General features: G+C 43.8%; 17 protein-coding genes. 8 read left to right on the top strand and 9 right to left on the bottom strand.

What is annotated here, in order from left to right:
• Nucleotides 1-160: 160 nt before the first annotated feature.
• The 3 genes from BET10_RS01615 to BET10_RS01605 all read right to left on the bottom strand — a co-directional run bounded on the left by BET10_RS01615 (nucleotide 161) and on the right by BET10_RS01605 (nucleotide 4,938).
• A complete protein-coding gene (locus BET10_RS01615; protein WP_070983074.1) occupies nucleotides 161-3,292 on the bottom strand; it encodes an efflux RND transporter permease subunit in 3,132 nt (1,043 codons plus the stop codon).
• Between the two features lie 14 nt (nucleotides 3,293-3,306).
• A complete protein-coding gene (locus BET10_RS01610) occupies nucleotides 3,307-4,455 on the bottom strand; it encodes an efflux RND transporter periplasmic adaptor subunit (RefSeq protein ID WP_083330388.1) in 1,149 nt (382 codons plus the stop codon).
• Nucleotides 4,456-4,590: 135 nt separating this feature from the next.
• Entirely contained in the window at nucleotides 4,591-4,938 is a 348-nt protein-coding gene (locus BET10_RS01605) for a hypothetical protein (protein WP_070983073.1), read from the bottom strand.
• Between the two features lie 174 nt (nucleotides 4,939-5,112).
• Here BET10_RS01605 and BET10_RS01600 point away from each other — a divergent pair, with 174 nt between their 5' ends.
• From BET10_RS01600 to BET10_RS01580, 5 genes are read left to right on the top strand one after another with little or no spacing between them, the layout of a single operon-like run.
• Entirely contained in the window at nucleotides 5,113-6,477 is a 1,365-nt protein-coding gene (locus tag BET10_RS01600) for a DNA-3-methyladenine glycosylase 2 family protein (RefSeq protein WP_070983072.1), read from the top strand.
• Nucleotides 6,474-6,938, top strand: coding sequence for a methylated-DNA--[protein]-cysteine S-methyltransferase (locus BET10_RS01595; protein WP_070983071.1), 465 nt, complete (start codon nucleotides 6,474-6,476; stop codon nucleotides 6,936-6,938). Before BET10_RS01600 ends, BET10_RS01595 begins: the two co-directional genes overlap by 4 nt.
• A gap of 43 nt (nucleotides 6,939-6,981) precedes the next feature.
• Entirely contained in the window at nucleotides 6,982-7,797 is an 816-nt protein-coding gene (locus tag BET10_RS01590; RefSeq protein ID WP_139158570.1) for a type 2 periplasmic-binding domain-containing protein, read from the top strand.
• A 60-nt stretch (nucleotides 7,798-7,857) separates the two neighbouring features.
• Nucleotides 7,858-8,448, top strand: coding sequence for a thymidine kinase (locus BET10_RS01585; protein ID WP_070983069.1), 591 nt, complete (start codon nucleotides 7,858-7,860; stop codon nucleotides 8,446-8,448).
• Nucleotides 8,449-8,486: 38 nt separating this feature from the next.
• Nucleotides 8,487-9,398 carry a DUF808 domain-containing protein gene (locus BET10_RS01580; RefSeq protein WP_070983068.1) on the top strand — a complete coding sequence of 304 codons (912 nt, stop codon included), beginning with the start codon at nucleotides 8,487-8,489 and terminating at the stop codon, nucleotides 9,396-9,398.
• 75 nt (nucleotides 9,399-9,473) lie between these two features.
• On the opposite strand, the gene rlmF is transcribed toward BET10_RS01580, so the two are convergent.
• The gene (gene rlmF, locus BET10_RS01575) at nucleotides 9,474-10,334 is read right to left on the bottom strand and encodes a 23S rRNA (adenine(1618)-N(6))-methyltransferase RlmF (RefSeq protein WP_070983102.1); all 861 of its coding nucleotides are present in this window, start codon (nucleotides 10,332-10,334) and stop codon (nucleotides 9,474-9,476) included.
• Between the two features lie 131 nt (nucleotides 10,335-10,465).
• Here rlmF and BET10_RS01570 point away from each other — a divergent pair, with 131 nt between their 5' ends.
• Nucleotides 10,466-11,371 carry an alpha/beta fold hydrolase gene (locus BET10_RS01570; RefSeq protein WP_070983067.1) on the top strand — a complete coding sequence of 302 codons (906 nt, stop codon included), beginning with the start codon at nucleotides 10,466-10,468 and terminating at the stop codon, nucleotides 11,369-11,371.
• Here the strand turns inward: BET10_RS01570 and BET10_RS01565 are convergent.
• The 3 genes from BET10_RS01565 to BET10_RS21055 form a co-directional block, all read right to left on the bottom strand.
• Entirely contained in the window at nucleotides 11,328-12,797 is a 1,470-nt protein-coding gene (locus BET10_RS01565; RefSeq protein WP_070983066.1) for a tetratricopeptide repeat-containing sulfotransferase family protein, read from the bottom strand. The two genes, BET10_RS01570 and BET10_RS01565, sit on opposite strands and share 44 nt — an antisense overlap.
• 97 nt (nucleotides 12,798-12,894) lie before the next feature.
• Nucleotides 12,895-15,537: a TonB-dependent receptor plug domain-containing protein gene (locus BET10_RS01560; protein WP_070983065.1), complete on the bottom strand. Its 2,643-nt coding sequence runs from the start codon at nucleotides 15,535-15,537 to the stop codon at nucleotides 12,895-12,897.
• Nucleotides 15,538-15,779: 242 nt separating this feature from the next.
• On the bottom strand, nucleotides 15,780-15,959 hold the full coding sequence (locus tag BET10_RS21055; RefSeq protein WP_083330387.1) for an oxidoreductase-like domain-containing protein: 180 nt from the start codon (nucleotides 15,957-15,959) through the stop codon (nucleotides 15,780-15,782).
• A 91-nt stretch (nucleotides 15,960-16,050) separates the two neighbouring features.
• Here BET10_RS21055 and BET10_RS01555 point away from each other — a divergent pair, with 91 nt between their 5' ends.
• Nucleotides 16,051-16,416: a hypothetical protein gene (locus BET10_RS01555; protein WP_070983064.1), complete on the top strand. Its 366-nt coding sequence runs from the start codon at nucleotides 16,051-16,053 to the stop codon at nucleotides 16,414-16,416.
• 65 nt (nucleotides 16,417-16,481) lie between these two features.
• Entirely contained in the window at nucleotides 16,482-17,849 is a 1,368-nt protein-coding gene (locus tag BET10_RS01550) for a leucyl aminopeptidase family protein (RefSeq protein ID WP_070983063.1), read from the top strand.
• Nucleotides 17,850-17,897: 48 nt separating this feature from the next.
• Here the strand turns inward: BET10_RS01550 and BET10_RS01545 are convergent, their stop codons facing one another.
• Both BET10_RS01545 and BET10_RS01540 read right to left on the bottom strand, forming a co-directional pair.
• On the bottom strand, nucleotides 17,898-19,364 hold the full coding sequence (locus BET10_RS01545; protein ID WP_070983062.1) for an aminoacyl-histidine dipeptidase: 1,467 nt from the start codon (nucleotides 19,362-19,364) through the stop codon (nucleotides 17,898-17,900).
• Between the two features lie 69 nt (nucleotides 19,365-19,433).
• Nucleotides 19,434-20,498: a ketoacyl-ACP synthase III gene (locus BET10_RS01540; protein WP_070983061.1), complete on the bottom strand. Its 1,065-nt coding sequence runs from the start codon at nucleotides 20,496-20,498 to the stop codon at nucleotides 19,434-19,436.
• Nucleotides 20,499-20,580: the final 82 nt, after the last annotated feature.

Genomic DNA, 20,580 nt, shown 5'->3' with positions numbered 1-20,580 from the left:
TCTAAATCAGTGATGCTGTCAATAAAAAACCCATAAAAATCATATGGTTAAAAATTGATTATGATTCGTATTACAGTTCATTTTTGTATCATTATAGGGATTATTGACGCGCTTACGCTTGGCCTTGAGTCTTGATGCTACTCAAAGCCAAGCCAAAGAATTAGCCTTGCTTCAAATGAACATACCGGTGTTGAGAAAATTTGCTGTACAGCACGGGAAGTACAAAAAGCGTGAGGCAGGTTGAGCTAATTAACCCACCGACAACCACGCTGGCCAGCGGCTTTTGGATTTCTGCGCCAACAGAGCTTGCCAGTAGCATAGGAGTTAACCCAAGTGCAGAAGTTAGTGCTGTCATCAGCACAGGCCTTAGCCGTGATGTGGCTCCATTAAAGATTGCAAGTGACTCAGACTGCCCAGATCGTATTCCTTGATTGATACTTTCAACCATCACCACACCATTTAACACGGCCACACCAAACAAGGTGATAAAGCCAACCGAGCTGGGGACGGATAAATACTGCCCACTCAGGTACAAGGTAAACACGCCACCTATGACCGCCAGCGGTATATTCAGCAAAATAAGCATCGCTTGAGCGATTGAGGAGAACGCAAAATATAGTAACAGCGCAATTAATGCCAGCGCCAGTGGTACTACAATACTGAGCCTTTTTGCAGAGCGTTGCTGACTTTCATATTGGCCGCCAATTTCCACAGAGTAGCCAGAAGGCAATTCAATGGCGCTATCTATACTCGTTTTAATTTGCTCTACAACGCTTCCCATATCGCGACCTTGAACATTGGCCTGAACCACGACGGTACGTTGAACATCTTCGCGCCGGATCAGCGGAGGGCCGGATTGCATGCGAATATCCGCAACGTCAGCGAGCTTGACCCATGCACCATTGGCAGCTAGGAGTCTCAGCGATTGTATTGAGGTAATGTCTTTTCTGTATGACTGGTCTAGTCGTACATAAATGTCATAGCGCTCATTGCCATTAATGATTTGACCAGCAGAGCGACCACCTAGGCCATCTTGTACCACTTCCATTACCTGCGACACAGATAATCCGTAGCGGGAGAGCTGTTGTCGGTTTGGGGTAACGACCAGCTGTGTTTCGCCAACTATCTGCTCAAGCGCAACATCTGTTGTGCCATCAATGGTTTTTACTAGCGCTTCGATTTGCTGACCTTTTTGTGCCAACACATCCAACTGTGGGCCAAATAGCTTTATGGCTAATTGGGCTTTTACCCCTGACAGAAGTTCATCAACTCGGGTCGCGATTGGCTGAGAAAAGGTGAACAGTAGTCCTGGGTAATCTTCAAGCTTTTTGGTCATCAGGTTTTGTAACTCAAGTCGGTTGGAGGCACTTTGCCATTGATGTTTTGGTTTCAATCCGATGTAAATTTCAATGTTATTAACAGGTTCAGGGTCACCGCCTAACTCCGGCCTGCCAATTCGGCTCAACGCATACGTTACCTCAGGAAACGCCATCAGTGTTTGTTCCAACACTGGGGCTACATCTAGCGCCGTTTGTAAGCTTGCTGACGGGGCTAAGGTGACTCTGAGATTGATAGTTCCTTCTTCTAGCTCGGGTACAAATTCAGTGCCTATCTTTGGCAGGATTATCAATGCTGCGCAAAATAGTGCAATAGCGCTGCCGACGATGATGCTTGGGCGGTGTATCGCCTTGCTCAGCAGGTATTGGTAGCCTTTGTCTAGTGGTTCGAGCAGAATGCTTGTCCTATTATTCACTTGATATTTAAACAGATAACTTGCCAGAGCAGGCACCACTAAAATAGCGACAATAATCGCGCTAATAATAGATAAAATTATACTGATAGCCATAGGCTGAAAAAGCTTAGCCTCGACACCTTCAAAGCTAAATAGTGGCGTGAATACCAATAATATAATGAGTGCTGCAAAAATTACTGGGCGAGCCACTTCTTTGCCTGCTAGCTTAATGGTTTCACTGCTATTAGTAGATGTTTCTTGGTTGAGGTGTTTGACCATGTTTTCAACCATTACAACTGATCCATCTACGAGCATGCCAATCGCGATGGCGATTCCACCCAAAGACATTAAGTTTGCTGACATACCAAACCAAGCCATAAACATAAGCGCCAAAGCGATGGAAACAGGGATTGAAATAAGCACTAACAAAGTGGCGCGTAAACTCATTAAAAACAAACAGAGAATAACCACAATGAGTATGAGCGAAAGTAGCAGCGCTTTAACAACGGTACTGAGCGCCTTTTGTACTAAATCAGCTTGGTCGTAAAAGGGTATCAAACGCACGCCACTGGGAAGTGCACGTTGAATGATATCAAGTCTTTGATTTATCCCATCAATGGTTGCTTTAGTATTTGCCCCCATACGCTTGAGTACGATACCTGTTACAACCTCGCCTAAGCGTTCAACACTACCTTGTTCATCACGGCGTGTCATGGTGACTGCACCTTGGCGAATTTCACTTCCCAATTGAACATGTGCAACATCGGACAATGTAATGACCGTGCCATTAATGCTTTTTAGTGGTACTTGGGAAAGTTCTGCCAGCCCTTGTTCACCACTTGCATACCAGCCCATTCCACGGATAACCAGTTGTTCTTGGCCGCGATTCATATACCAGCCACCCACGTTTTGGTTGTTTTGCTCAATTGCATTGATAACATCTTGTTGGGTGAGTGAGTAGGCGAGCAACTGAGTGGGATTAATGTTAACTTGATACTGTTTTACATCCCCGCCAAATGATAGAACGTCGGTAACGCCATCAATGGGCATCAGCAACAATTTCACAACCCAATCATTGATGCTGCGAAGTGCCATTGTATCAACATCTGCATTAGGCTCTGCTACGAGTAAATATTGGAATATCTGTCCAAGCCCTGAAGTGTTTGGGCCCATTTCTGGTGTACCCAGCCCCGTCGGAATGAGTTCTTTAGCGCTTTGCAAGCGCTCGAAAACTTGTTGCCGTGCAAAGTAGATATCAGTTCCTTCTTTAAAAACGATTGTGACACCGGACAAGCCGGTTTTTGATACCGAACGAACTTGTTCTACGCTTGGTAGTGCGTACATCACCGCTTCTATGGGATAAGTAATGAGCTTTTCAACTTCTTCAGAAGCAAGTCCAGGTGCTTGCGTATTGACCGTTACCTGCACATTTGTCACATCTGGAAAGGCATCTAGGTTGAGTTTAGGAATCGTTACTGACGCCACTGCTAAGGTGATTAGCAGTGCCAGTACCACCACCATGCGACAGTTAACAGACCAATCAATTAAGCGATTAAACATTTTTGGCACCTCGCTTAATGGTTGTGTGGATCAAAGCTGCTTTTAGCCAGCTGTGACGATATAAAAAATGCGCCCTGAGTGACAACATGTGTGCCCTCAGGAATTCCGATGACTTCGATTTGCTCCCCAAAAGCTCGACCTCGTTGCACTTGCACCGCTTCAAATTGATTGGTTTCATCAGTTACAAAAACCTGCCAGTCTCCATCAGTTGAACGCACCAACGCAGTTTCCGGAACTGTCACTATTGGCTGTTGTGTTGGCAGTAGGAAATGGACATTCACAAACATGCCAGCATGAAGTTGGTGGTCTTGATTGCTCACCTGAAGCCGAACGTTGCGAGTGCGTGTGACAGGGTCGATGGTATGGGATTCCTGAATTACTTTGGCAGGATACGCTCGTCCTTGATACTCAACAACGACTTGGCTTTGTTGGCTAATTTGCTGGCTATCGTTAACAGATAGACGAGCTTCAACCCATAAGTTTTGCTCATCAGCCAGTAGCATGAGTGTTTGCCCTGTGCTGACTCGTTGCCCCTGAGCAAAGTCATCTTGTAGTACAATCCCTGCTATTTGCGCGTATAAGCTGTATTGGCCCAGTTCAATATTTGATTGTTCGTCAAGCTGACTAATTGCATGTGAACTTAACCCCAAGGCCGTGAGTCTGCCCATATTAGCAAGATAACGAGTTTTGGCTTGAACACGTTGGCTGTCACTTAGTGACTGATCAGTTAAATTTTCAAGGCGTTTCCATTCGCTTGCTGACACCATGTAGTCGGCTTGAGCTTGCGCCATTGTTTCGCTGTAAAGCGTGATCAACTTATCTCCAACCTTAACTCTCTCTCCCAGCGTGGTATGACGAGTAACAATGACAGAGTCCGTTCTTGGTGATACGACATAGCTGGTATAACCGTTTTCTTTAAGCTCACCTGGTGCATAGAGCTTTTGGCTAGGTTTATGTTTTTTAAGCGCTGTCACATGTATGTTTGCCAGTTGTTGCTGGACGGTGCTCAAAGTGAGGGTGGGGGTTTGGTCGTGTTCAGTATGTGTATCAGCACTGGCTACGGAATCGTGGTGATTGTGCGACTGTGCTGATTGTGCGCTATTGCTGATAAATAACTGGGAGAAAGACAAATAAATAGCGCCCACTAGGTAAAATTTACGCATAGTAATCTCTTATCTATATATAAAATAATGTTAAGAATATCCATCGAAAAAACGCATACAGCTGTGGTGCTGAATGGTTTTGTATCACGGATTAATTTTTCATGTTGGGCCATCAGACCCAAAAAGATAACGAGATTAGGCTTTTGGAGGTTTAAATTGTGGCTCGTGCCTATATACAGTATGAGAAGGCGTTTGCGAATAAGCGCCCTGTGTAAGCTCGAAGGACAACTGACAAGTTGGCTTAGTAACGTACCAGCTCAAGTGGGTGCCACTACAATGACCACAGTGATGACAGTCTTTGATGTTATGGCCATCTTCATCGTACAGTGCTTCACCTGCATTGTATTGTTCGGCATGACTATGTTCGGTTTGTAGGTGTTCGAGGTCAATTTGATGAGTTTGGGTCGCAGACGCCATTGCCCCCACCGACTGTAAAGCAATCGTTAGTGTAATGATTATGCTGATAAGTACTCTCAAATTCACGTGTGTCTATACCTAAACATTGATACATCGCTAAGCTAACAAACATTGCAAATTGGGTCAATGTATATGTTTTGACGACAAAAGTTAGATTTAAACGTTTAGTTCCAGATATGGCGATAGTGAAGTGTTTTTTGCGATACACTGGCACTATTATGATTAAATTAGAACGTGATTATGTTTTCTCCTGAAGTCTGCCAAAAAGCTAGAAAGAGTCGCGACCATCGCTTTGATGGGTTGTTTTATGTTGCTGTTAAAACAACGGGTATATACTGCCGGCCGATCTGCCCTGCACCGGCGGCACACGAGAAAAATGTAGAATATTACGAACACGCTCATAATGCAGCGGACGCAGGATTTCGTCCATGTATTCGCTGTCGTCCAGATTCTGCGCCGGGCAGTTATGCTTGGCTTGGTACTCAAACAACCGCTGTGCGCGCAAAAAAGTTGATTGATGAGGGCGCATTATCCAGCCACTCAGTGGCTCAGCTAGCAGACCGCTTAGGGATCACGCAAAGGTATCTGAATAAATTGTTTGTGCAATATTATGGCACTACGCCCAAACAGTACGCACTCTATAAACAATGTGATTTTGCTAAACAATTATTGCAGCAGGCCAAGTTAAGTGTTGCCCACATTGCTTTTGCCAGTGGGTTTCGTTCGCTACGCCGTTTTAATGACGCATTCGTTCGCTTATTTCAGCTTACGCCTAGTCAACTCAGAAGGGAAAGTGAGCAGGTTCAATCCCACATTACGCTGCACTTGCCGTTTCGACCTCCATACAACTGGCAAGCCTTACACGGGTTTCTATCCAAACGACTCATTGAACCTATGGAATGGCTGACAGACCATAGCTATGGGAGAACATATCGACTTGATGGTTATGATGGTGCCTTTGAGGCGCATTTTGACGAACCTAACCACAGGTTTAAGGTAGAAATTACAATCAATGACATCGCTGGCTTGCACTTGGTTGTCAGTAACATTAGACGAGTATTAGACTTGGATGCCGATCCGAATTTTATTCATCAGCATTTATATCAATCGTTGCCCGAGTCATTTCAATTGACAGCAGGTTTACGCCTTCCAGGGATCTGGAGTGAATTCGAAGCCGGTGTGCGTGCGGTACTGGGCCAGCAGGTAAGCGTTGCGGCTGCTAGAAATTTGTTAATCACGCTGATAAAGGAACTTGGTGAAACAAACCACCAAGGGCAAGTGTTGTTTCCTTCTTCTGCGGTAATGGCGAACTGTGAGTATGAGTTTTTTAACATGCCACAACGGCGTAAAGAGGCGTTGGCATATCTTGCGCAATATAGTCAGCAAAACCCACTTAGCAACGAATTAGATGAGTGGTTGGCTATTAAAGGCATCGGTCCTTGGACCGTCGATTACGCAAAAATGCGTGGGCAGAGCAATCCCGATATTTATTTGGGGTCAGATTTAGGTGTCAAAAAAGCATTTTCTCAATGTGGAACACTGGATATCGATGCATGCGCTCCATTTCGAAGTTATCTAACATTTCAACTATGGCAACAACTATGATTTATCAGCATACAATGAATACCCCTATTGGTGAGCTTTTCATACAGGCATCCCAAAGAGGGTTAACTTATGTAGGGTTTAAACCAATACACTTGCACAGTGAACAGCATAATACTCATACACAAAAAGCTTTGCAGCAACTTAAGGAGTATTTTTCAGGTACTCGATACGAATTTGATGTGGAAGTTGATGTGTATGGTACGGCGTTTCAAAAATCTGTTTGGGAAGTACTTATGATGGTGCCATACGGAGATACAAACACGTATAGCTGGATGGCAAATCGTTTGAATAATCCAAAGGCTGTGAGAGCAGTTGGTAGTGCAAATGGTAAAAACCCGATCAGCATCATTGTGCCATGCCATAGAATCATAGGCGCAAATGGTACGTTAACAGGTTATGCCGGAGGCGTTGAAAAAAAAGCTTGGTTACTTGAACATGAGCAGCAAAATAGAAAAACTTAGATATACTTAACTACAAGTGAACAAACGTTAGGGGAACAAAGGATTGCTAGTACGCTGGATTATTTACTGTTACTTGTTGCTACATACGCAGGCTTTATTTGCCCAGACCCTAGCCTTTTGCTACGAGGACAAAGAGCTAGCTCCATCCTATATGGGCAAGGGGCTTGAGGTTCCTCCAATAAACCCTGGAGCAAGTATCGAAGCGCTTCAGGCTGTAGAGGAGAACATAAGAGGGCTTACTATTATTTTTGTGCGCCAGCCATGGCAGCGTTGTTTACACGATATCAAGCGTAATAAAGTAGATGCCGTTATAGCTAGCTATGTAGAAAGCCGACAAGAGTTTATGATTTTTCCCAGCAGCGAAAGCGGACAATTAGACATCACACTGGCGTTGAATAAGCTTGGGCGATGTTTAGTTGGCAGTAAAGAGTTTGTGTCGCAACTGGACGCGAATGAAGGTACTTTTAATATTGCTATTCCAAGAGGGTACTCGTCTGCCGATCGAATAGCGGACCCGCGTTTCACCAAAGTAGACACCCTATCGCAAAAAGATGCTTTTGACTTGGTGAGTAAAGAAGTAGTCGATGGCACGTTTGGACTATGTATGATAAACGGTGAACAGGTCAGTGCTTACCCCTACGCAGATGTTTTACATGCCAAATACCCACCATTTGATATGAGTTATGGCTTTTTGGCTTTTTCTAAAAACTTCTACAAAAATAACAAAGAGTTAGCTAAACAAGTATGGGGGGTGTTAGCCAGCTTTCCATTTGCAGAAGTGTACATGAGATACCTAGAAGAGAATGATAAGAAGGTGCCGCAAGAGAGTGACCCTCAAAGTGCAGCAAGCTCACAGTGACGTAGTAAACAATATGAACTTTGGGTAGACTAACGGCTTTTCAAGCTTTAAGACTCTCAAATGGCACAACTTTATTTTTATTATTCAGCAATGAATGCTGGTAAATCAACCACTTTATTACAGTCAGCGTTTAACTACCGTGAACGAGGCATGACACCGTTTATATTAACAGCGGCAATTGATAATCGTGCTGGTGTAGGTAAAGTCGCATCACGTATTGGTTTAGAAGCTGATGCTCATATTTATGACGCACACACAGATCTTAAACATTTGGTCGATGAGCATCATAGCGAGCAAAAAATTGATTGCATTTTAGTTGATGAGTGTCAGTTTTTGAGTAAGGCGCAAGTCAGCGCTTTGACTGATGTTGTTGATGAGCTACATATACCGGTTTTATGTTACGGTTTAAGAACTGACTTCAGAGGTGAGCTATTCGAAGGCTCTCAGTATTTGCTAGCATGGGCTGATAAGCTTATAGAGCTTAAAACCGTATGCCATTGTGGGCGAAAGGCCAATAGAGTGCTGCGCACGGATGAGCACGGCGTAGCAATAGCTGATGGCGCTCAGGTAGAAATTGGTGGTAATGATAGATACGTCTCAATGTGTCGTGAACATTATAAGGCTGAACTAAGCAAAGTTTCAAAAAACTAGTTTTTGCAGGCGCTTACAAATTAAACAAAGGGAATGATATGGCAGGGGCAAGTTTACTTTCGTTGTTAGATGACATCGCGACATTGTTGGATGACATTGCACTGATGTCTAAAACGGCGGCGAAGAAAACTGCGGGTGTGTTAGGTGATGATCTTGCGCTCAATGCTCAGCAAGTGACGGGAGTGTCGGCAGATAGAGAATTACCAGTCGTATGGGCTGTTGCAAAAGGCTCTTTTGTTAATAAGCTCATACTGGTACCCGCAGCGCTTTTAATCAGTGCTTTCTTACCATTTCTAATCACACCTTTGTTAATGCTTGGTGGATTGTTTTTGTGTTTTGAAGGCGCCGAGAAGGTTTTCGAAAAATTGTTTCAAGGTGAGCAACCTCATGACAGCGAAGCCAATGCATTGATTACGGACAGAGTTAGCTATGAAAAGGATAAAATCAAAGGTGCTATAAGAACCGACTTTATTTTATCGGCGGAGATAATCGTTATATCTTTGGGCACAGTAGCAATGCAAAATTTGACTATGCAATTGAGCGTTCTCAGCATCATTGCCGTCGCAATGACAATTGGTGTATATGGCCTTGTGGCACTCATTGTTAAACTTGATGATATTGGCCTTTATCTCCTCTCTACACCCAATGTCAGCGGTCTCAAAAAAGCGTTGGGCTCATCACTTCTGATCATAGCTCCTAACTTGATGAAAGTGCTGGCTGTTGTTGGAACCGTTGCCATGTTTATGGTGGGCGGTGGGATCTTGGTTCATGGTTGGCATACACTATCGCTTTGGATAAACTCCATCAGTGCAGATATCGCCACATTAAGCTTCTCATGGTTGGAATATATTTTGCCCAGTATAATGAGCGCAATATTTGGCTTAATCGCGGGCTCGGTAGTTGTTTTGTTAGGCTTTATTTTAGCTAAAATAAAGCCAAAATTAGTGTGAATGCTAACGGTAATTACCGCTAACATTCACTTTTGTGCGTAGCGACTACCATCCTTGGTTCAGCTAGCTTGGCGGCTAGTAACTCCAAGCCAAAAATCGGCTAATCTTTTGGCCTTGCGTCATTTTCACCGTTTTGATTTTCTTGGGCTGTTGCTTTTTTAGTGTGAGCTTCAGCGATGATAAGTTCTCTTTATTGGAGACCAGACAGGTGAACCAGCCTACTTGATCGGCATAATCTTTACTTTCTCGGATCATAGTTTTAATAAAGCGCTTCTCACCACCGTCGCACCAAAGCTCCTGACTTTGCCCTCCAAAGTTTAATTTACTGGTAGGTTTTTGTTTTAGATTCTGCCATTTACGACGGGTACCAAGCTCTGCTTCTTTTTGATTTGCGTGAAACGGTGGATTACACATGGTTAGGTTGAAGTACTGACCAGGCTTTATCACATTATGGAAAATATGCTCTGTGTTGGGCTGTTGCTGTAACCTTATGTCCAGAGCATTGGCCTGAGCGATGGCTTTAGCACATTTTAGTGCTTCTGGGTTGATGTCTGAGGCTGAGAATTGCCACTGATACTCAGCATGGCCTATCAAGGGGTAGATGAGGTTGGCCCCAGTACCAATATCTAACACCTTCACAGCTGAACTTTGTGTAACCTCTTGCTCATTAGCGTGGAGCAAATCGGCTAACGCATGAATGTAGTCCGCTCGTCCTGGGACTGGTGGACATAAAAAGTCTTTTGGCAACGCCCAGTATTTAACGTCGTAGTAGTGCATAAGCAGCGCTTTGTTAAGGCATATTAGTGATTCTCTGTTGCTAAAATCGATGCTGGTATTGCCCTTTACCGTGTTGATGAGGTGGTTTGCCAGTTCAGGCAAGGTGGTGCAGAGAGCATTAAAGTCGTAACCATTGCGATGTTTGTTTCTACTGTGCATTGTTTGAGCGCTATGTATTAAGTGGCTGGCCATTATATCGCTGAGTTACTATCGGTGACAATTAGGTATGCGTTGCGAGTCAGTTTTACTACTGGTAGGATGAGTTAATAAGACAACAATTAGAATAAATTATGATTGAACAAACGTCTCTGTTAGCGCCCCTTAGCGAAGAGCAATCATTACACCTAAGGTACATAGCTCAAGCTGGCAGCACTGGGCCTGCTGTATTTTTCATGCATGGGGCTGTGGAAAATGGCAAAATCTTCTACACCAAGAGCAATAAAGGCTTAGCACCGTTTTTAGCTTCGCAAGGCTATCGCTGTTATGTCGCTGACTTGCGTGGTAGAGGTCAAAGTTTGCCAGCAATATCGGCAAACTCGGAGTATGGCCAAACTGAGTCGATCTTAGAAGACATACCTGCAATGTTGGCGTATATCGAACAGCATAGTGGAGAATTTCCTCGTTTTTGGGTTGCTCACTCGTGGGGCGGAGTGCTGATGAACAGCTATTTTGCACGTTTTCCGTCCCAAGTGAAGAAAGTGGATGCATGTGTTTACTTTGGCTCTAAACGTAGTTTGCACAACAAACACATTAGTAAGTACTTTCAAGCAAATTTGATTTGGTATGGCCTTGCGCCGCTATACACCAAAAAGCATGGCTACTTACCGTCAAAAGCGCTCAAGTGGGGTAGTGATGATGAAACGGCAAAGTCACATCGCCAGGGTATGGAATGGGCCAAGCGCAAACCTTGGGTTGATAGTGACGATGGCTTTGACTATGCGGCGGTGCTCAGAAATATGCGCTTGCCAGCAACGTTACACATTGCGGGAATTAAAGACAAAGCACTCGCTCAACCTATCGATATTAAAAAGTTTATGGAGGAGTCTGGGCAAGGTGTGCAACAGATGAAGCTATACGGCCGAAAGCATGGCCATAAACATGATTACGGCCATATCGATATGCTCACGCACAAACATGCTGTGCATGATCAATTTAAGGACTTGCTAGATTGGTTTGCGCATTATGATCGTCATTAAGTAGCTCGGACATATACTTTTCGTAATGGTGCCAGTTAGTGAGTGGCGCCTTACTTATTGGCTTTCGAACTTGCGCTTTGCTCAAGGTAGAAACGGAGCGTTTATCTAGGTAAAACTCTAAGCATTCAGGCTCAAATTTTTGCTCAAGAAAGTGTAGTGTTTGATTGAGTGCCTTAGCAGGATGTTTGAGTAAATCTTCGTAGCTTAATGTGAATATATTTTGTGGAATGTATTTTTTAAAGTGCTCCATCATATCGATTTGCGCCTGCGCATACAGCTTAAACTCAGTTAGGGAACAAAAATAGGGCTCGTTGGCACCAAAGTGATTGCTAAATACAGACCAAGCCGTGGCACCAAAATTACGTGTTAAATGGATAAAACGCGCATTGGGGAAAATTTTATAAATCATACCAATATTTTGGAAGTTTGCAGGTAACTTATTGATCACCACTTCGTCACCAACACGCATATCTTTGATCTCATCAATGTATAGATTACGGCAATAATCGAGCACGGAAGTATTTAAGTTAGAGACACAATAAGGGAAAGGTGCCTCTGCACGTTTAGCCAAAAATGGCACGATTGTGTCACTCAGTACTGTGCACTCACCAATCGAGCCAATGTTGCTGTGTTGTATTAGCATTTGCTCAAGCAATGTTGAACCAGTTCTGGGCAAACCAACTATGAATGTCGGTGTAAATGTCGTCGTTACTTTATTGGTTGGCTGATTAAAGTAGGTATCGGAAAAGTGCTCTCTGAGCTGGGTGAAAAAAGGCAGCATATCTTTGGTTCGAAACTCGCACAATTGTATCTGTGTGTCATTTGCCATCTTAAATGCATCAAAAGCCTGCTGATAGTTGCCTAAACGGTGTTGGCATTTACCTAAGGCATAGTAAATCACCACCTTTAACTGTTGATCGTTGCTGTATATTTCTAAAAGGTGCTCAAGTTTTGTGACATATGAGGGCAGCTTAGAGGTTGCACTGAGCTGAGCTGCTTCATAAATAATATGCGGGGTGACCGGTTCGTTTTCGCAGCTAATGCCTTCTTCAAAGGTTTTTCTGGCGTTATCAATAAAGCCGTGGTCGAGATAGAACTGGCCAAGCTCATAGTGCGCGCGTGCGCTGGCTCTAGCGATGGACAGGGTATATTCCAAGACGGTTTTGGCATCAACCGCGGATCCAACGATAACAAAGCAATTTGCTAATGTGAACAATGGGTCTAACTCTCTGGGAAGATTTTCACAAGCTCTTCTTAAGTAGTAAATTGCGCTGTCATAGTCAGCGAGTTCGATACACAATTGCCCTAAGCCAAACAAGGCGTGACCATTATTGTTATTTTCTTTGAGAACTGCTTTAAACATAAACTCGGCTTCACGAAGCCTGTTTTCCGCCATTAATTCATAGGCTCTTTGGATCAGTAACATGTTTTGACTATTTCTGACTTAATATATTTAGATGATAAAAACAAAAAGGCGAAATAGCCAATGCCATTTCGCCTTTACTGCTGGGTTACAGTAAAAATTAGAACGTGTAAGTTGCTTTCACGTAGTAGAAGCCGCCGTTAATACCATACGGAGACGTCTCATAGTATTTACCACCCCAATTGTTATTAGGAATACCTGTGGCTCTTTCAAAATCAAGCTTTTCAGGTTCTTGATCGAAGATGTTATTTGCACCAACTGTTAAGCTAATGTTTTCAGTTGCGAAGTAAGTTAACTCAGCGTCAAATGTTACAGAAGGGTCTGCCATGATTGCAGTTGCATCATAGTCAACGTGTACACCTTGGTACTCACCGAAGTAGTTGTAACGTACGAAGCCTGTGAAGTCTTCCCACTGTTGCGTCCACGTTAGCGTAGCACGGTGTTGTGGTAAGTCCTTCTCTAAACGCTGTACTTTGAAATCACCAGTGATTGCTGAGAATCGGTCTACTTCTGTTTCATTCCAGTTATATGCGAATGCAAACGTTGAATAGCCGCCAAGCAAGTCCATTGAGTAGTTAGCTACAAGGTCAACACCTTGAGTTGTTGTATCGAAGTCATTGGTGAAGAAACTAACCTGAGCGATGCTGTCTACGTTTGGTACACCATCCGCTTTAAGTGCAGCTTTTTGCTCTAACGATAGGTCGATTTTATTTGATTGACTGATGCGATCTTCTACTTGGATGTTGTAGTAATCGATAGTCATGAATAAATCGCCAGACTGATATACCGCACCGAATGTGTAACTTTCTGACTCTTCAGGTTGTAACTCCGAACCACCAAGAATTTGTGACACTGGGTTTGTAGGTGGCAATAGCGCTGAGTCTACCAATACACCGCTGCTTAGGTTCGTTTGAACGTTACTTACGTTTGCTTGACCTACTGTTGGTGCGCGGAAACCAGTACTGATTGAACCACGGAATGACAAGTCATCAGTTGCTTGGAATTGACCTGTGATTTTGAAGTTTGTTGTTGAACCAAATGAATCGTAGTCTTCAAAGCGAAGTGCCCAACCCATTAAGAACTCTTCAGTGAATGGCGTTTCTACGTCAATGTAAGCTGCGTAGTTGCGACGTGTAAACTCACCTGCTGCAGAAGGCTTAAAGCCTGGGAAGCCGTTAGAGCCGATACCGAAGCCTTGCTCTGTCAACGGACCTGCGATGAATGATGCTTCATCACCAGCGATTACTTCGAAGGTCTCTTCATGCCATTCTAAACCACCCGCAACGTTTACATCGTAAGCTAAACCAAAGTCGTAGCCTTTAGAGATGTCAGCGTTAAAGTTTTTCTCAAGTTGAATATATTTACCAGGGCTGAAGTCCATCGGTGTCTCAGCACCCAATGAAGCGTTCACTGTGTTCGTGATGAAGTAACGTGACTCGTTGCGGCCAACTGAACCACTTAAGTCATAGTAGGCGCCTTTCATAAAGCCATCTCTGATTTCACCTTTGGTACCAATGGTGAAAGATGTATCAGTGATATTACCACCGAAGAACGGTGTAAAGCCCGCTGGTAAAATTTCATTAAACGCGAAACAGTTATTTGCTGCAAGTGACGCTAGAGCATCTGGATCTGGTAGGCCATTTGACTGAATTTCAACAACTGGACAGTCTAACTGTTGATCATAGCCATCATTTGAACCGACTAATACAGTGGGTGTTGCTGCATCCCACAACGCCTGTTGATCCGCATCTGTTGCGTGTCTTCTCGTTGGTACGCCGTTTACCAAACGAATTGTACCGCCGTACACGCCAGGACGTGTTGTTGGGTTACGATAGTAGAAACCACCTTTAACATCACGCTCAGAATAGTTACCAAACATATAAAATTGAGAGTCGTTTGACAGGTCTAAACCAACATTACCAAATAGACTGATGTCATCTTTAATTTCTGGTGCACCCCAAACCTGTGCTGGGTTTCTAACGCCTTCAAGACCTGCTGCTGTGAACGCTGCAGCGTCTGGACGTTGTACGCTTCGGCTTGTTGCGTCAGCATTTTTGTATTGAAAGCTTAGGTTAGCAAAGCCGTCATCAGTGAATGGTAAACCAATATTACCTTCAAATGTTGTGGTATCCCCATCACCTTCAAAATATTGTCCTTGCTTCACAGAGAAACTACCGCCCTCTGAAGCATCTTTTAATACGAAGTTGATTACACCTGCAATCGCATCAGAACCATACTGAGCGGCAGCACCGTCACGTAGTACTTCAACTTGCTTTAATGCAATACTTGGAATAACCGAGATGTCTGGACCTTGTGCACCATCGTTGATACCACCACCTAGGAAGGCGATAACAGAAGAACGATGACGTCGCTTACCGTTTAGTAGTATTAAGGTACTGTCAGCAGGCAGACCACGAAGGTTAGCAGGGCGCACCAGTGAAGCTGCATCACTGATTGGATTTTGGTGAACGTTTAAAGAAGGTACTGAGCCTTTTAAAAGCTCAAGCATATCATCGCCACCCGCCTTGCTCAGTTCGTCACCGCCGATGATATCGACAGGTACCGGTGAGTCACCGACTGAACGAGGTGCAGCACGCGAACCAACGACCGCTATCTTCTCAATCTTTTCTTTCTTAGCGCCTTCCTCTTCTGCATATGCAGTTGTAGATATCATACCTACTGACGCAGTTGAAGCGATAGCATAAGTTATTGCACGACTAATCGCGTTTAATTGTAGTTTCATCCTGTTTCCCCAGTTTGATTATTGTTGTCATAAGCTTTAAACAAAACTCATGTTTGCTTTTTATCGCAACTTATATATACATATCATTAACTTGTGATGCAAACATTCTTTGCACCCGATTTAACCGTAGCATTGATTTAAATAAAGGCAAATTTTTAAATAACTTTTCTTGAAATGCCCTAAATACGGGTAAATTAGCGCGGATATGGGGTGGGGAACAACGAAAAAATAATTTTTAAAATTCATTCTGTTTGGTTGTTATTTGTACAGATTGTTTTCTGTTGCTGGTATTTCAGCCACTTTTGTCTTTCTTGCCGGTACGTATCCCAAACGCAAGGACAACAACTCCCGCCACCACAACACTCATCAGATTTTGGTTTTTTGGGCTCTTTAACAGGGGCTAATGTGGAGTTGATAGACATGATTGTTTTTGCTTAAGACTAAAATCACATAGTACCATTAAATAAAATTTTGCTAAACTCGGAGCAACGAGTTTTATTGATGGCACTTTTTATGAGGCTTATCAAGGTAGTACACAAAGCACCTATTCGGGTAGCGAAAATCTCCAAGCGTCGACAGCAAATGAGGCTACGACGTGCAATGCTTGAACTCAAGCTGGCTTTATCTCAGGAAAAGCAAGAAACCAAGGAGATGGTGGATATCTATAAAAGATATAGTACAGGTAAAGCACATAAAGAAGAGCTCAAAATCGCTAATAAGCAGTTTTTTGATTTGCTTAAAGGACTGGGGTTGGGTGTGTTTGCATTATTGCCATTTGCGCCGATAACGATTCCATTGATTGTGAAACTTGGTCAATGGGTCGGTGTAGATGTTTTACCCAGTTCGTTTTCTTCAACTAATAAACCTTCTCGTAAATGAGTGATTTACGGCTTGTAACTTGTTATTCTTAAGTTAGACTTTATACAGGTACGGGACACATTATAATGCGCGGATTACTCCTTCAAGCAGACTCAGGTATACCTATTCATTTTATTCTTAAGTCACAGTTAGATGAATGGTTAACTAGCCAGTCTGCGATAACTCAAACTGTCATTACATCAGCAAAAACAAACAACGCCAAATTATTCCTTATTCCAGATATGCAAAGCAGTGGCCTCAGTAGTGTTGTGTGCTTGGTCGACTCTTTAGATTCAATGTGGTTGGCAGGTGATCTTGCTAAGCAGTTACCAAAAGGAGTTTATCAGTTACAAGGTGAAGAGCAGTTTGTTGAGCAGCAAGCCTTTAGTTTTGTATTAGGGGCCTATCAATTCTCAGTTTATAAATCAGCGGCTAAAGTAGAGGCGCAACTGGCACTTGAAGATAGCGCCATGTTGGAACGTGTAACGCAAAGCGCTCAAGCGATTTATTTAGTGCGAGATTTAGTTAATACCCCAGCTGCGGATATGATGCCTCAACATTTGGCGGAAACCATGTCTGAGTTAGCTGAGCGATTTGACGGTAAATTTACACAGCTAATCGGTGATGAATTATTAGAGCACAACTATCCAACTATTCATATGGTAGGCAGAGCAAGTGACAATAAGCCCCGCTTGTTGGACCTTGTGTGGGGTGATGACAGTCACCCAAAGCTAACGCTTGTAGGTAAAGGTGTATGTTTTGACTCGGGTGGTTTGGATTTAAAACCAGCTTCGGGTATGCGAAATATGAAAAAAGACATGGGCGGTGCTGCGCATGTTATCGGCCTAGCACAAATGATTATGGCGGCTAATTTACCCGTACGGTTACGTGTTATGGTGCCTGCAGTTGAAAATGCGGTATCTAAGAATGCCTTTAGACCGGGAGATGTAATCAAAACGCGCAAGGGGATCACGGTAGAGATAGATAATACCGATGCTGAAGGGCGTTTGGTGTTGTGCGATGCCTTGGCTGAAGCACAAAGCGAGACCCCAGATCTATTGGTTGACTTTGCAACCTTGACGGGGGCTTGTCGTGTGGCATTGGGCACAGAGTTACCTGGCTTTTTCTCGACTGACAATGAAGTCGCAGCGCAGCTGGTTGAGTATGGCATGAAATCTCAAGACCCTGTATGGCAATTACCGCTATTTGATCAGTATAAAGAATTGTTTAAGAGCGATGTTGCGGATATAGCTAACTGTGGTTCGTCCCCATTTGGCGGTGCTATAACCGCTGCGCTATATCTAAAAGAGTTTGTTCAACCAGAACAAACGCCTTGGATTCACTTTGATGTGATGGCATGGAACGTACGCGCTCTACCTGGCCGCCCAGTGGGTGGAGAAGGTTTAGGTTTACGTGCAACCTTTGATTACTTAGTTAATCGTTATCAAGGTTAAATCATAGTATTTAAGCAGGCCAGATTACGGCCTGCTTTTTAAACTATACTATTTGCGAGGGATATTCGCTAAAATTGCTTTCATTTGCTGCCAATACAAGCCCACGGTATCAATCTTAACCTTTTCATCAGGAGAATGTGGGAACTTGATGGTGGGTCCAAATGAGATCATGTCCATATGCGGATAAGGTTTTTTAAACAAACCGCATTCGAGGCCTGCGTGAATGACCATAATGTCAGGTTTTTTACCGTAAATCTCTTCGTATACATCACGGAAAATATGCAGTATTTCAGAATCAGGGTCCGGTTTCCAACCTGGGTAAGCACCTGAAAATTCAATATCCGCACCGGCCAGTATGGCCAAAGAGCGTAATGTACCGACAACATCCTCTCTACCAGAATCAATTAGTGAACGGACTAAACACAGTACTTCGACTTTATCTGAGTCAGTTGTGATCACGCCCATATTAAGTGAAGTTTCAACGACGCCCTTAATGTCGTCACTCATTCTGACTACACCATTTGGACAGGCGTTTAACAATGCCAATAGCCTAGATTGTGATGCTACATTCATTGGCGAAAGTTCAGTGTTGACCTCATTTAATGTTAAGGTTAATCCTGTTTCAATAGAACTTAGCTCGCTTTTTAATATGATTTCAAAAGCTTTAAGGTGCTGCTGAAATTCCTCTAGCTGAGATGCTGGAATCGCTACTTGAGCAAAGGCTTCGCGTGGAATAGCATTGCGTAACGAGCCACCTTTTATAGACACTAACCTAAGGTCGATACCTGAAACATGGTTTTGTAAGAAGCGGGCAAGTAGTTTGTTTGCGTTTGCGCGGCCGGTATGAATGTCAACGCCCGAGTGGCCACCTTTGAGGCCTTTTAGTACCAACTCATAGGTGCTTAAATTAGGCTGAGCCTCTCGTTCTATGGCTACTTTCAGGCTTGCGTCTATACCTCCTGCGCAGCCCATATAGATCTCACCTTCTTGTTCGGAATCGGTGTTGAGCAGAATCTCTCCCTCTAACCAGCCTTCTTCCAGACCAAAAGCGCCAGTCATGCCGGCTTCTTCATCGATAGTGAGTAAAACTTCTAGTGGGCCATGTGGAATATCATCCGCAGCCAGTACAGCAAGGCAAGATGCCATGCCAATACCGTTATCTGCACCTAGCGTGGTTCCGGTGGCTGTTACCCATTCACCATCGATATATGGTTTGATTGGATCACAGGTAAAATCATGCACAGTGTCATCATTTTTTTGCGGAACCATATCAATATGGGCTTGCAAAACCACGGCCTTGCGGTCTTCCATTCCAGCCGTTGCAGGCTTCTTAATAAATACATTACCTGTTGTGTCTCGATGTACCGATAGGTTTTGAGATGTTGCCCAGTCAACAATAAACTGAGCCAAGGCTTCTTCATGTTTAGATGGGTGTGCGATAGCACAAATTTGGTCAAAGAATTGCCAGATAGCTTTAGGCTCTAGCTGGCTAATTTCGCTGTGTGGTTTAAACACAATGTTTTCCCTACTTAAATGAATAATCGAAATTTTATCATTCAAGTAGGGCTGCGAAAAGCGCTTGCTTTATTGGCAAGCTTTCACTGCGGGTTCGATTAACTCTAAACCTGTTTGGTTACACTCAGGTAGAGTGGCATCACAGGTTGCAATAGGCGTAACTCTCTCTCCCCACTTGATGTAGCTTGCGGCCCAAGTTAGTCCGGCGCCAAACGCAGCTGACATAATGTTGCTGTGTGGTTTGATAAGACCATTTTCGACTGCTTCACACAAGGCAATAGCGATAGTGGCCGCTGAGGTGTTGCCATATTTGTCGATATTTACCATGACTTTATCATCACTAATATCTAAGCGTTGCTGAATCGCTTGAATGATGCGCAGGTTCGCTTGGTGAGGAACTAGTACATCAATATCACTCAATTGCAAATTAGCTTGTGAGAGCACGTCATCGCTGGCTTCGCTCATCCCTTTTACCGCTCGTTTGAAAATTTCACGCCCTTCAAATAGCAGATCAGATGGGCCTGCAGGCTGATATTTGTCCATATCCGTACCATAGTTACCGATATGTAAAATGTCTCTATCTGAGCTATCACAGCCAGTTTTTGTGCCCATTAAGCCGCAAGGCTCATCGCTGGCTTCAAGAACAACTGCGCCAGCTCCGTCACCAAACAGTACTGCGCTGTCTCTTTTGGCCCAGTTGACATACCAAGTCATGCGCTCGGCAGCAACAACCACGGCACGTTTGATCATACCAGCTTGGATCTGAGCTGTGGCGTTTTGCAGAGCGTATAAGAAACCAGAACATGCTGCGTTGGTATCACAGGCTGCGGCACCAACAGCACCAATATTTTTTTGTACTAATGAAGCTGTGTTGGCAACCATAGTTGATGGAGTACAGGTGGCAAGTAATACTAAATCGATATCTTCACCTTTGAGGCCTGCACAAGCAAGCGCATGTTGACTTGCAACGGTTGCTAGTTCTGCTGTTGTAACGTGACTTACACGGCGTTCTTTTATGCCCGTCCTAGTGCTTATCCACTCGTCGTTGGTGTCTACAATTTGACTTAAATCTTCATTAGAAATTGAAGCCGGCGGAATACATTTCCCCCACCCTGTAATTTTTGCGTAAATCATGCGGTTCTCTTTAACTCTAGTCTGACCAGTGGCGTAGCGTGCCATTATATAGCAAAATCATTTGCGATCACCAGCCGATATT

This window comes from Pseudoalteromonas amylolytica (genome assembly GCF_001854605.1).
Classification (GTDB): Bacteria; Pseudomonadota; Gammaproteobacteria; order Enterobacterales; family Alteromonadaceae; genus Pseudoalteromonas; species Pseudoalteromonas amylolytica.
This window is presented reverse-complemented; position numbering and strand designations above follow the sequence as displayed.

What these genes read in the sequence shown, in the direction of transcription:
- BET10_RS01615 (WP_070983074.1), bottom strand. Translation starts at nt 3,292, where the DNA reads ATGTTTAATCGCTTAATTGATTGGTCTGTTAACTGTCGCATGGTGGTG.
- BET10_RS01610 (WP_083330388.1), bottom strand. Translation starts at nt 4,455, where the DNA reads ATGCGTAAATTTTACCTAGTGGGCGCTATTTATTTGTCTTTCTCCCAG.
- BET10_RS01600 (WP_070983072.1), top strand. Translation starts at nt 5,113, where the DNA reads ATGTTTTCTCCTGAAGTCTGCCAAAAAGCTAGAAAGAGTCGCGACCAT.
- BET10_RS01595 (WP_070983071.1), top strand. Translation starts at nt 6,474, where the DNA reads ATGATTTATCAGCATACAATGAATACCCCTATTGGTGAGCTTTTCATA.
- BET10_RS01585 (WP_070983069.1), top strand. Translation starts at nt 7,858, where the DNA reads ATGGCACAACTTTATTTTTATTATTCAGCAATGAATGCTGGTAAATCA.
- BET10_RS01580 (WP_070983068.1), top strand. Translation starts at nt 8,487, where the DNA reads ATGGCAGGGGCAAGTTTACTTTCGTTGTTAGATGACATCGCGACATTG.
- rlmF (WP_070983102.1), bottom strand. Translation starts at nt 10,334, where the DNA reads ATGCACAGTAGAAACAAACATCGCAATGGTTACGACTTTAATGCTCTC.
- BET10_RS01570 (WP_070983067.1), top strand. Translation starts at nt 10,466, where the DNA reads ATGATTGAACAAACGTCTCTGTTAGCGCCCCTTAGCGAAGAGCAATCA.
- BET10_RS01565 (WP_070983066.1), bottom strand. Translation starts at nt 12,797, where the DNA reads ATGTTACTGATCCAAAGAGCCTATGAATTAATGGCGGAAAACAGGCTT.
- BET10_RS01560 (WP_070983065.1), bottom strand. Translation starts at nt 15,537, where the DNA reads ATGAAACTACAATTAAACGCGATTAGTCGTGCAATAACTTATGCTATC.
- BET10_RS21055 (WP_083330387.1), bottom strand. Translation starts at nt 15,959, where the DNA reads ATGTCTATCAACTCCACATTAGCCCCTGTTAAAGAGCCCAAAAAACCA.
- BET10_RS01555 (WP_070983064.1), top strand. Translation starts at nt 16,051, where the DNA reads ATGAGGCTTATCAAGGTAGTACACAAAGCACCTATTCGGGTAGCGAAA.
- BET10_RS01550 (WP_070983063.1), top strand. Translation starts at nt 16,482, where the DNA reads ATGCGCGGATTACTCCTTCAAGCAGACTCAGGTATACCTATTCATTTT.
- BET10_RS01540 (WP_070983061.1), bottom strand. Translation starts at nt 20,498, where the DNA reads ATGATTTACGCAAAAATTACAGGGTGGGGGAAATGTATTCCGCCGGCT.